The following is an 11726-nucleotide window of genomic DNA, read 5'->3' on the forward strand; positions in this document are numbered from 1 at the left end:
TTGTTTATAAATGGGTTAAATAGCCCAATTAGTGTCAAATTATTTCTCTATTAATGGCTACAAGAATACGACATTTTATTTAAAAAATAAAAAACAGCTGCTAAAACACCTTCAAATTCAACCTGTTAAATTGAATTTCTAAATAAAGGAAATGAAGTACATAATCAATTAATTACAAATTACTTGAAAACAAAAAAAACTATGTAGAACTACAAAAGTTATATTTTAAAGTTTACTAAATAGATTAAAACTGATTAAAGAATTGATTTTCTTATAGTTATGAGTTTTATATAAAATAAAAAAACTCCTTAATTTCTTAAGAAGTTGTATAGGTAGGCGATTTAGTCTTAAAATCGGATCAAGCAATTGATTTTATAAAGTTTATGGGTTTCATAAAATAAAAAAAACTCCTTAATTTCTTAAGGAGTTTATCGGTGGGCGATGATAGCCTGTTCCGAGAATCGGAAGGTTCGAACCCCCGACCACTTCCGATGCAATCGGAATGCTAAGAACCAGCTGAGCTATTATTTAGTTGAAATAAGCTCTTGAATTTTTATTCTGCTTTTCCAAGATTTGATTTGAAGTTCACGTTTTTGTGCTTCTTCTTTTGTATTATATTGTTCAGTATAAACTACTTTCCAATCGTTAGTATTACCTGTAAATCCTTTGCTTTTTTGGTTGTGACGAATCAAACGCGCTTCTAAATTAGAGCTGTATCCTATGTAGTATCGATTTTTCGATTCACTAAAGAGTAAGTAGACTTGGAATAACATGGGGTAAAAATAAAAAAAACTCCTTAATTTCTTAAGGAGTTTATCGGTGGGCGATGAGGGGTTCGAACCCCCGACCCCCTCGGTGTAAACGAGGTGCTCTGAACCAGCTGAGCTAATCGCCCGATTGCAATTTGTAAATTTTCATTCCCTTATTGCGAGTGCAAATATACAGCTGTTTTTTGTATTTGCAAGTAAAAAAGAAAAAAAATTATAAAATTTCTGCAACTACAAAGGTGCTTCCGCCAACATAGATAAAATCAGTAGGTTGTGCATTTTGCTTCGCTTTTTCGTAAGCGGCTGAAACAGAATTATATATTTTTCCGTTCAGTCCAAATGGTGTTGCTTTTTGGGCTAAAATGGCAGCTTCTAGTCCGCGAGGAATATTGGGTTTGCAAAAATAATAGATCGCATTTTTCGGAAATAAAGGGAGTACTTCGTCCAAATCTTTATCATTGACCACTCCGAAAACAAAATGGAGTTGATCAAAGGGTTCTTTTTGGATTTGGTTTAACACAATGGACAAACCATGCGTATTGTGTGCGGTATCGCAAATTATTTTGGGAGCCGCTCCTAGTTGTTGCCAGCGTCCTTCTAAGCCTGTGTTTTTTACTACCTGAGCCAATCCTTTTTCCCAATCCTTTTCAGTGGTTTTGAAGTTGGTCTGTTGATTTAAAACGGTAAGGGTTTGCAGAACTGTCTTTTTATTGTGGATTTGGTAATCGCCAATTAGATCCGACGGATAAGCCGTTGCAATCAAATCGGATGCAAAGTAGACTGGGCTCTGATTGGCTTTGGCTGTAGCCAAAAAAACGGGCTGTGTTTCCGATGTATACTCGCCAATAACTACTGGGGTATTCGATTTGATGATGCCAGCTTTCTCGGCTGCAATAGCCGTTAGTGTATTTCCAAGAAACTGTGTATGGTCCAAACCAATATTGGTAATTACAGAAACCAATGGCGAAATGATATTCGTCGCGTCCAATCGGCCACCCATTCCTACTTCTATGATCGCGATGTCAATTTTTTCTTTGGTAAAATAATCAAAAGCCAAGCCCACACTCATTTCGAAAAAACTCATGTCGTTGGCTTCAAAAAACGATTGATGTTGGTTGACGAAATCACAAACAAAAGCTTCAGACACCATTTGGCCGTTGATTTTGATGCGTTCTCTAAAGTCCTTTAAATGTGGAGAAGTATACAATCCCACTTTGAAACCGGCTTCTTGCAATACAGACGCTAACATATGTGAACAAGAGCCTTTACCATTAGTACCGGCTACATGAATGCATTGTAATTGGCTTTCGGGATGACCCAAATAATCCATTAATACATGGACATTAGTCAAATCTTTCTTGTAGGCAGAAGCCCCCTGAAGTTGGTACATCGGGAGTTGATTGAAGAGCCAATTTAGGGTTTCAGAATAGGTCATTTTGTTAGAAAAAAAGTAATTGTTTAAAATATTTTTCGGTTTTTTTAGTTTACTATTGCATCGAAAAGTATCTTTATTGCAAATTTGAAACAAATTTTAGAATTAAAGCTTAAAAAACACGAATAATATATGTTTAGTTTACTACAATTACAGTCTGATACCCTTGCCAATACTGCCTCTAATGTAGTGGTTGAAAAAATCGCTACCAATACTGAAATCTCGGTTTTAGAATTCATATTCAAAGGCGGTTTCTTTTTGATTCCAATTGCTATTTTATTGTTTTATACTATTTATGTAATCATTGAACGTTACTTATACATTAACAAAGCGGCTACTATTGACAGCCGTTTGATGGGAGATGTGCGAGATCAATTGCATTTAGGTAATTTGGATTTAGCAAGAAGTATTGCCGAAAGAAGTAACTCAGCTTCTGGCAATATATTAAAAGAAGGAATCTTAGTTGTGGGTAGACCAATTGCCGAAATTGAATCGAATATGGATCGTGCAGCTGACATCGAAATTGCACAAATGGAAAGTCGTTTGGGTCATTTAGGGTTGATTGCAGGTATTGCACCTACATTAGGATTTATTGGAACGATCTCTGGAGTAATCAAGATTTTTTACAGTATTTCGGTTACAGAGAATATTAGTATTGGAAATATTTCTGGAGGTTTGTATGAGAAAATGATCAGTAGTGGTTCGGGATTGGTTGTAGGAATTATTGCCTACAGTGCCTATCACTTATTGAATGGTAAAATCGATAATTTTGCCTTGAAAATTCAGAAACAAATTTTAGAATTTGTCAATATTATTCAAAAAGCATAAGTATGTCAATTAAACGTAAAAGAAGATTTCATGCTGAAGTGGCGACCTCGTCACTGAGTGATATTATGTTTTTTTTATTGTTGTTCTTTTTGATCATTTCTACATTGGCCAATCCTAATGTGATTAAAATGACCTTACCAAAAGCGCAAGCGAATGAAAAAACAAACAAACAATTTATAAGTCTATCAGTTACTGAAGACAAGAAGTTCTATATCGACAAAGAACCAGTGGCTTTCGAAGCTTTAGAAAGTACTTTAATGTCAAAAATGAATGGTACCAAAGATCAGACAGTTGTAGTTCGAATTCCCTTTAATTTACAAGTACAAGATTTGGTTGATGTATTGCAAATTGGAGTGCGAAACAATTTGAAATTTGTGATTGCAACAAGTCCTAAATAAGCTAAGATGAAAATACAAAAAGCCCCATAATTCAAAAGAATTATGGGGCTTTTTGGTTTATGTTAGTTGTTAGTTCAAATTGAAATTGTAAACGATTTTTCCTACCTGTTTTTCAGGGGCATCACTACTTGCATCCCATTTGGTATTCAATGCAGCTGATTTAGCTTGTTCCAATAAACATTTAGCCGTGTTTGTAGTCCCTTTGATACCAGCAATGGCGCTCACTGTTTTTCCGTTTCGATCTACTGAAACTTCTACGACTACTTTTCCTTCTTCGTTACAGGTGTATTTTGGTGCCGGTTTTGAAATTGCTCTCCGATTGCCTAAAGAATAGCCGCCACCAATTCCGTTTCCGGAACCGCCACCCGAACCTGCTCCATAGCCACTACCGTTTCCAATTCCGTTGCCTGTACCATTACCTCCGCCGGTTCCACCACCGGAACCGCCATTGCCGTAATAACTAGTAGCGCTCAAACTTCCATTTGATTTTCCTTTATTACCTGCGGTTTTATCATCGCCATCACCGCCTTTGTTAGATCCTTTTAATAAACTTGATAAAGCATCATTGGTCGTGTTAGAAACTTTAGGCTTTACCACTTCTGGCTTAGCTTCGTCTTTAACAACGGTTGTTTTAGTTTCTGTTTTTTCTTTCTTAGGAATGACAACACTTTCTTCTGTACTGTTTTCTTGTGCAATTACCGCTTCTTCAGGAGTGGATTCAGTAGGTATTTCTTTCGTTTGATTTTGTACTTCAAGGACTTCACTTTCATAATTGCTGCCAGAGCCTAGATCACTGTCTCCGAAATTAACAGAGACACCGCCACCTCCACCACCAGTTAGCTCAGCCAAATTGGAAGGTGGCCAAAATCGGATGAAGAATAAAATCAATACCATTGAAGCATAAATAAGCAGCGATACTACTAAGGACTTTTTTTGGTCTGAAGAAGGAGTGAAACCCATGTGTTTATGAAATTGAATAAGTCGTTTTAAAAACGTCGAAATGTACTAAAAATTGTCAAGAGAAAAAAAGAAATACTGGTAATTTCAACAGCTATATTTTGAACTATAAATGCTAAATTTTCAGTTTTAAAAAGTATCTTTGATTGCTTTTTTATAACAAATCAACCTATTTATTATATATAATTATGGATTTTAGTTTAACCGAAGAACATAAAATGATTCAGCAAGCCGCTCGTGATTTTGCTCAAAATGAATTATTACCTGGTGTTATTGAACGAGATGAGAACCAAACTTTTCCGACTGAACAAGTAAAGAAAATGGGAGAATTGGGTTTTATGGGCATGATGGTGGATCCCAAATACGGAGGAAGTGGTCTTGATACCGTTTCCTATGTTATAGCGATGGAAGAAATTTCAAAAATTGACGCCTCTGCTTCAGTCGTGATGTCGGTAAATAATTCATTGGTGTGTTGGGGTTTGCAAACCTTTGGCACAGAAGAACAAAAACAAGAATGGTTGCCCAAATTAGCTTCGGGTGAAATTCATGGTGCTTTTTGCTTGAGTGAACCCGAAGCGGGGAGTGATGCTACCTCGCAAAAAACTACTGCTATTGATAAAGGAGATTATTATTTAGTTAACGGAACCAAAAATTGGATAACGAATGGTGGCACTGCTTCCTTTTATATCGTAATTGCTCAAACAGATATTGATAAAAAAAGTAAAGGAATCAATGCGCTGATAATGACCAAAGACATGACTGGATTTGCCATTGGTCCAAAGGAACAAAAAATGGGAATTCGAGGTTCAGATACACATTCGTTACTTTTTACGGATGTTAAAGTACCTAAAGCCAATCGCATTGGAGAAGAAGGTTTTGGGTTTAAGTTTGCCATGAAAACCTTAGCAGGCGGACGAATCGGAATTGCTGCACAAGCTTTAGGGATTGCTTCAGGGGCTTATGAATTAGCTTTGAAATATTCGAAAGAACGAAAAGCCTTTGGAACCGAAATTTGCAACCACCAAGCCATCGCATTTAAATTAGCCGATATGGCAGTGAGTATTGAGGCGGCTCGTCATTTGTGTATGAAAGCAGCTTGGGACAAAGACAACGGTTATAATTATGATATTAGTGGGGCTATGGCCAAATTGTATGCTTCGCAAGTAGCCATGGATACAGCAGTGGAAGCGGTTCAAATTCACGGTGGAAATGGCTATGTAAAAGAATACCATGTAGAACGAATGATGCGTGACGCCAAGATTACTCAGATTTACGAAGGGACTTCTGAAATTCAGAAAATTGTAATTTCACGCGCAGTTTTAGCGGATTGATTTTTTAGTTTCGGTATTATCTTCACTCTTTTGTTTACTTTTGCTAGATGAAAAATATTATTGTTACAGGAACGAGTAGAGGTATAGGTTTGGAATTAGCATTGCAATTGGCTGACAAAGGGCATCATATATTAGCTATTTCAAGAACAATTCCTCAAGCGCTTTTGGGTAATGAAAACATCAGCTGTCTTTCAGTTGATTTAGCTCATGAATCCGATTTGCAAAAAGTGGGAGATTATTTATCTTCGACTTGGAAGCAAGTAGATGCTATAATACATAATGCCGGGAGTTTGTTGCTAAAACCTTTTTCAGAAACAGCACAAGCCGATTTTGAATCTATTTATAAAGTCAATGTTTTTGGTGTTGCCAATTTGACTCGTATTGCTTTGCCTTATTTAACAAAAGGGAGTCATGTCGTTACGATTAGTTCGATGGGCGGTATACAAGGAAGTTTAAAATTTCCGGGTTTAGCAGCTTACAGTTCGAGTAAAGGAGCTGTTATTACACTTTCTGAATTGTTAGCCGAAGAATACAAAGAACAAGGAATCGCATTTAATGTATTGGCACTTGGTGCAGTTCAAACTGAAATGCTAGCGGAAGCTTTTCCGGGTTATCAAGCACCTATTTCAGCTGCTGATATGGCAAAATACATTGTTGATTTTACGCTTACCGGAAATCAATATTACAACGGTAAAGTTTTGGAAGTTTCTTCTTCGAATCCCTAAATTGGTTTAGTTTTGAGTGATACTTTAGCGAGATATATTCCAGAACATGCAGTTAAGCCGGTCTTCGAATTGATTGTGGCCAATCAAGTTCATCTTAAAATAGTCAACGAGCGACAAACCCGCCATGGCGATTATCGAAGAGCATTAAACGGAAAACATGAAATTACGGTAAACGCTAGTTTGAATAGGTACAAGTTTTTGATTACATTAATTCACGAAATTGCCCATCTAGTAGCTTTTGAAAAATTTGGTAGAAATATCAAACCTCATGGGGAGGAATGGAAGATTACTTTTCAGCGTTTGATGGTGCCTTTTATTCGACCAGAAATTTTTCCACAACACCTATTACCTTTATTGGCAAGACATTTCAGGAATCCATCCGCCAGTAGTGATACCGATACTACATTGTCATTGGCACTCAAACAATTTGACCAACAGAACGATAAAAATTATGTGTTTGAAATTCCGTATGGAAGTGTTTTCCGAATTTCAAATGGAAAAATTTTCAAAAAGATAGCAGTGCGAACCAAACGATTTGAATGTGTAGAAATTAGTACGGGTAAAACGTATTTGTTCAACCCAAATGCCGAAGTGGAGTTGTTGAAAATGAATTAATGTCCGCTTAAAACAGCCTCTCTTACTTTTTTAAATAGATTGGAAGAATAGACAAACTTAACTACAGCCTTATTATCAGTTCTAAAAATTTCCTCTTTAGTTCCTTCCCAAGCAATTAATCCTTTTTTTAGAAAAACGATTTTCTCTCCAATTTCCATTACCGAGTTCATATCATGCGTATTGATTACGGTGGTAATATTGTATTCTTTGGTAATTTCTTGAATTAAATTATCAATTACGGTTGCGGTTTCAGGATCTAGACCCGAATTGGGCTCATCGCAAAATAAGTATTTTGGATTGTTAACGATGGCACGGGCAATAGCAACACGCTTTTGCATTCCTCCAGAAATTTCGGATGGTTTTTTATGATGTGCATCCACTAAATTAACACGTTCAATTACAAAATCGACACGCTCTTTAATTTCTTTTGCGGTTTTATTAGTAAACATTTTTAAGGGGAAGCCAATATTTTCTTCTACCGTCATACTATCAAACAAGGCACTTCCTTGAAAAACCATTCCTATTTCACTTCTAAGTTCTCGTTTCTCATCTTGAGACATTTCGCCATAGATTCGACCGTTAAATGCAATGGTACCTTTGTCTATTTCATGAACACCCAATAATGATTTTATGAATACTGTTTTACCAGAACCACTTTGACCAATGATCAAACTCGTTTGTCCCGCTTCAAAACTAGTACTAATCCCTTTTAGTACTTTTTGATCCCCAAATTTCTTTTCAACGTTTATAACTTCAATCATTAGCTTAATAAAATTTGAGTGAGAAAATAGTTGGTAATAATGATCAATACAGAGGTCCAAACAAAGGCAACAGTACTTGCTTTTCCAACTTCTAACGCTCCGCCTTTCATATAATAACCATGAAAAGAAGGAATAGTAGCCAATATGAATGCAAATGCAAGGGTTTTTATAAATGCATAGGTAATATGAAAGGGAATGAATTCAACTTGAATTCCTGTTACGAAGTCAGTTGAGGTTGCAAATCCTCCATAAACGGCAGCTAAATACCCTCCAAAGATGCCTAAAAACATCGCGATTCCAATAACGAAAGGATACAAAAATAGCGCTATAATTTTCGGAAAAACCAAATAGTTTAATGAATTAACTCCCATTACTTCTAGCGCATCAATTTGTTCTGTTACGCGCATCGTTCCGATACTTGAGGTAATAAATGAACCCATTTTACCCGCCATAATGATAGAAATAAATGTAGGGGCAAACTCTAGAATTACCGATTGTCTAGTGGCAAATCCAATTAAGTATCTTGGAATTAATGGATTGGTTAAGTTCAAGGCCGTTTGAATAGCAACAACGCCACCCACGAAAAAAGAAATAAAACAAACAATCCCTAAAGAGTCAATAATCAAATCGTCAATCTCTTTAAGAATGAGTTGTTTCATCACACTCCATTTTACGGGTCTGTTGAACATGTCTTTCAACATGAGGAAATAACTGCCTATTTGGGTTAAGTTCTTGATGAGTATCATATTTTATTAATTGCAAGCTAATTTACAAAAAAGAACTAGCTTAGCTCTAATTGATTGAGGAGTTTCAACTTTATATTAACTAAATAGTTTGTTTTTCATTTTTTGCAATCGGTATTTCCTTATGAATTGTGCTTGTTCCGCAGTAACCAATAATGGTTTGTTGGCTAATTTGGCTTTCCAAAAACCAATTAGATAGTCAAGGAATAGGAAAGGTTTTCCTTTTCGCAAAGATAATTTCAATGAGGCTATAGCGGTAATACTAAATCCATATCCCAAGGTATAAAATGCTTCCCCTTGTTTGAAACGCGCGGTTTTATTGTAATTGGCTCCTGTTGGCTTCAGGTGTTTGACGTGTAAACTTTCGTCAGTCACTATTTTCCAATGATAAAATTTACACAATAATTCATCCACTGTGTCCCAACCCATTTGAGGTCTTAATCCTCCAATTTGTTGGAAGGTAGCTTTTCTATACGCTTTCAATGCACCACGAATATGATCTTTGTCGGTTAGGTTTTCCAAAATCCACTTACCGTTTTTTTCGATATAACAAAATCCGCCCACCATTCCAATAGCAGCATCTGATTCAAAATGACGAATTATGGTTTCGAAATAATTGGCCGGGAAAATCAAATCAGCGTCTACTTTTACGATCAAATCATAGTCTTCGTCGATTGATTCTAGTCCTTTTTGAAAAGCCTGAATTACTTTACTTCCTGGCAAATGAATGGCGTCTGAAGTTTTGTTGACCAAGGATATCCATGGGTGTTTTTCAGCAAAATCCGATACAATTTCGGGAGTGCTGTCTGTAGAGCTGTCATTCACTACAACCACTTTTGTGGGCACAACAGTTTGTTCTGCTAACGATTGCAATGTCAACGCGATAAATTGTTCTTCGTTGTACGTAGGAATGACGATATAATACCTCATTATTTTATTTTTTCGGCATAAACGAAGTAATATCTTGGCGTGAAGAAACGCAACAAAGGTCTAAAACCAATTTTTTTCACAGGGTGTGTGAATTTTTCTCGAGCTATAATTTTCCAACCTGTTTTTTCCAATAACCAGTCCAACTGCCAATCTTCAAATTCGTGATAATGTCTGTCCCACATATCGGTTTTACTGCGATAAGCAGGAGAGAACCACAGACGAAGTGGAATTGATATTACTAATTTATCTGATGTTACATTTTGTAAAATCGTGTATGGATTTAATAAATGTTCGAAAATTTCGAAGGCAGTAAAAACAGAATACTCCTCGTTTTGAAGCGCTGTTTGGTTGTTGTCTAGATCTTCTCCAGTCGTGTTTTTTACCGTATAGCCATTTTCGATCATGATCTTCGAAAAAGGATTGGGAACACCCAAATCAAAAATAGTTTCTGAAGTGGCAATGTGTTTTTGTAGAAATTCTAAAGTATGTTTGAATCGTTTATTGGGAAATGTTTTTTCGTACATAGTAGTAATGAGGAACGAATTAAAATTGCGTTCGATTTTGTTATAGCAACAAAGATAAATAAAGTTTTGAATTGTGAACTTGAAAGCGTCGTATATCAAAACAAAATTCGCAGTTAAATGGTTTCAACTGCGAATTTCAGATAGTGATAATATTGCTTAATATCGGTAAACAAAAGCATTGATATTCATTCCTGCTCCAACCGAAGCAAAGATTAATACATCGCCCTTGTTGATTTCTTGATTTTCAATTTTACCCTGAAGCACTTGGTCAAAAAGTGTTGGAACTGTAGCCACGCTACTGTTCCCTAAATCGTGAATGCTCATAGGCATTACATCTTTAGGAGGGGTTTTTCCGTACAATTTGTAAAAGCGATGTACAATGGCTTCATCCATTTTTTCATTGGCTTGGTGAATCAATATTTTGCTCACATCGTCAATGCCTAATCCACTCTTTTCCAAACAGCTTTTCATGGCTGCTGGCACATTGCTTAAAGCAAATTCATAGATTTTACGACCGTACATTTTAATGTATTTGGTATCGGGATCTAAATCAGTATTGTAGGATTTCCCAAAAAATAAATATCCAGCTTCCTCATTAGCAAACGTCGCACTTTCATAGGATAACATTCCGCTTTCGTCGGTTGATGCCTCTAAAATGGAAGCGCCCGCTCCGTCTGAATAAATCATAGAATCACGATCGTGATCGTCTACCACTCTTGATAAGGTTTCTCCACCAATGACCAAACAACGTTTTGCCATGCCCGATTTGATGAAGGCATTGGCTTGTAACACCCCTTCTATCCAGCCTGGGCAACCAAAAAGAAGGTCGTAAGCCACACATTTCGGGTTTTGGATTTGTAATTTGTTTTTGACTCTTGTTGCTAAACTCGGTAACATATCCGATTGAATAGTACCGTGTTTTACATCGCCAAAATTGTGTGCGAAAATGATATAATCCATAGTTTCAGGGTCTATATTGGCATTGGCAATAGCCTTTTGGGCAGCAAAATAACCTAAGTCTGAGGTGGTGAATTGATCGTTGGCGTAGCGTCGGTTTTCTATTCCAGTGATACTCTTGAATTTGTTGACTACAACTTCATTTGGATGTCCGAAAGGACTTCCGTCTTCGTTTAAAAAAACATGATTAATAAAATCGGTATTACTAATGCTTTTTTCAGGAATATAACTTCCTATTCCGCTTATTTTGATGTTCATAAAATTATAAATTATAACACGAATTTATCCTTTTTATCCGAAATAACCACAACAAAATGGAAACGAAATCGATTTATTTCCATTATTTTAATAAAAATAGTCAAAAAACGATAATTGAAAACTTATTTGTCTTGTTGGGCTATTTTTATTTGCATGATAGTAGACAAATTATGCGCTTGGTTTTTCATTCGTTCACAATTGAAGCCTTCAAAATTTTCGTTGATAGCAGCTTCAAAATGGTCGAGCCAAATCTCGAAAAGTTCTTTGGATAAATAGGATTTGGCATTGATATCCAAATGAATTTGGGTCAAATTATTGACATAGCCACCAGTTCCCAAAATAGCTTGCGACCAAAAAGTAACCAAAATAGGCAGGTGCTCTTCCAGTTTTATTTTGACCACATCGGTAAAGATGTAACTAATTTTCTCGTCGGCTAATAATTTTTTGTAGAATTCATCTACTACTAGATGAATCTCTTCGGCGGTTTGAATGTCTTTCAT

General features: G+C 36.2%; 14 protein-coding genes and 1 tRNA gene. 5 read left to right on the forward strand and 10 right to left on the reverse strand.

What is annotated here, in order from left to right; translation table 11 throughout:
- Positions 1-524: 524 nt before the first annotated feature.
- The 3 genes from LPC21_RS04740 to LPC21_RS04750 all read right to left on the reverse strand — a co-directional run bounded on the left by LPC21_RS04740 (position 525) and on the right by LPC21_RS04750 (position 2202).
- Positions 525-773: a GIY-YIG nuclease family protein gene (locus LPC21_RS04740; protein WP_229318407.1), complete on the reverse strand. Its 249-nt coding sequence runs from the start codon at positions 771-773 to the stop codon at positions 525-527.
- A 47-nt stretch (positions 774-820) separates the two neighbouring features.
- Positions 821-895, reverse strand: a tRNA-Val gene (locus LPC21_RS04745).
- Positions 896-981: 86 nt separating this feature from the next.
- Complete coding sequence (locus LPC21_RS04750) at positions 982-2202, reverse strand: bifunctional folylpolyglutamate synthase/dihydrofolate synthase (protein WP_229318409.1); 1221 nt, start codon at positions 2200-2202, stop codon at positions 982-984.
- A 129-nt stretch (positions 2203-2331) separates the two neighbouring features.
- On the opposite strand from LPC21_RS04750, the gene LPC21_RS04755 reads away from it, so the two are divergent.
- The gene (locus LPC21_RS04755; protein ID WP_229318410.1) at positions 2332-3027 is read left to right on the forward strand and encodes a MotA/TolQ/ExbB proton channel family protein; all 696 of its coding nucleotides are present in this window, start codon (positions 2332-2334) and stop codon (positions 3025-3027) included.
- A gap of 2 nt (positions 3028-3029) precedes the next feature.
- Positions 3030-3425 carry an ExbD/TolR family protein gene (locus tag LPC21_RS04760; RefSeq protein ID WP_229318412.1) on the forward strand — a complete coding sequence of 132 codons (396 nt, stop codon included), beginning with the start codon at positions 3030-3032 and terminating at the stop codon, positions 3423-3425.
- Between the two features lie 69 nt (positions 3426-3494).
- Here the strand turns inward: LPC21_RS04760 and LPC21_RS04765 are convergent, their stop codons facing one another.
- The gene (locus LPC21_RS04765) at positions 3495-4385 is read right to left on the reverse strand and encodes an energy transducer TonB (RefSeq protein WP_229318414.1); all 891 of its coding nucleotides are present in this window, start codon (positions 4383-4385) and stop codon (positions 3495-3497) included.
- A gap of 185 nt (positions 4386-4570) precedes the next feature.
- On the opposite strand from LPC21_RS04765, the gene LPC21_RS04770 reads away from it, so the two are divergent.
- Genes LPC21_RS04770 through LPC21_RS04780 form a run of 3 tightly spaced genes read left to right on the forward strand, consistent with a single transcriptional unit; the run spans position 4571 to position 7053 of the window.
- Positions 4571-5713, forward strand: a complete 1143-nt coding sequence (locus tag LPC21_RS04770) for an acyl-CoA dehydrogenase (protein ID WP_229318416.1) — start codon at positions 4571-4573, stop codon at positions 5711-5713.
- A gap of 47 nt (positions 5714-5760) precedes the next feature.
- The gene (locus tag LPC21_RS04775) at positions 5761-6438 is read left to right on the forward strand and encodes an SDR family NAD(P)-dependent oxidoreductase (protein ID WP_229318418.1); all 678 of its coding nucleotides are present in this window, start codon (positions 5761-5763) and stop codon (positions 6436-6438) included.
- 12 nt (positions 6439-6450) lie between these two features.
- Positions 6451-7053, forward strand: a complete 603-nt coding sequence (locus LPC21_RS04780) for a SprT-like domain-containing protein (protein ID WP_229318420.1) — start codon at positions 6451-6453, stop codon at positions 7051-7053.
- Here LPC21_RS04780 and LPC21_RS04785 read toward each other — a convergent pair.
- From LPC21_RS04785 to LPC21_RS04810, 6 genes are all read right to left on the reverse strand, one after another.
- On the reverse strand, positions 7050-7814 hold the full coding sequence (locus LPC21_RS04785; protein WP_229318422.1) for an ABC transporter ATP-binding protein: 765 nt from the start codon (positions 7812-7814) through the stop codon (positions 7050-7052). The genes LPC21_RS04780 and LPC21_RS04785 overlap by 4 nt on opposite strands.
- The gene (locus tag LPC21_RS04790) at positions 7814-8560 is read right to left on the reverse strand and encodes an MlaE family ABC transporter permease (RefSeq protein WP_229318424.1); all 747 of its coding nucleotides are present in this window, start codon (positions 8558-8560) and stop codon (positions 7814-7816) included. Before LPC21_RS04790 ends, LPC21_RS04785 begins: the two co-directional genes overlap by 1 nt.
- Positions 8561-8635: 75 nt before the next feature.
- Entirely contained in the window at positions 8636-9487 is an 852-nt protein-coding gene (locus LPC21_RS04795; RefSeq protein ID WP_229318426.1) for a glycosyltransferase family 2 protein, read from the reverse strand.
- Positions 9487-10011, reverse strand: coding sequence for a methyltransferase (locus LPC21_RS04800; protein WP_229318428.1), 525 nt, complete (start codon positions 10009-10011; stop codon positions 9487-9489). Before LPC21_RS04800 ends, LPC21_RS04795 begins: the two co-directional genes overlap by 1 nt.
- Positions 10012-10167: 156 nt before the next feature.
- On the reverse strand, positions 10168-11226 hold the full coding sequence (locus LPC21_RS04805; RefSeq protein WP_229318430.1) for a 3-oxoacyl-ACP synthase III family protein: 1059 nt from the start codon (positions 11224-11226) through the stop codon (positions 10168-10170).
- Between the two features lie 122 nt (positions 11227-11348).
- Entirely contained in the window at positions 11349-11726 is a 378-nt protein-coding gene (locus LPC21_RS04810; RefSeq protein ID WP_229318432.1) for a group III truncated hemoglobin, read from the reverse strand.

Source organism: Flavobacterium ammoniigenes, from assembly GCF_020886055.1.
Classification (GTDB): Bacteria; Bacteroidota; Bacteroidia; order Flavobacteriales; family Flavobacteriaceae; genus Flavobacterium; species Flavobacterium ammoniigenes.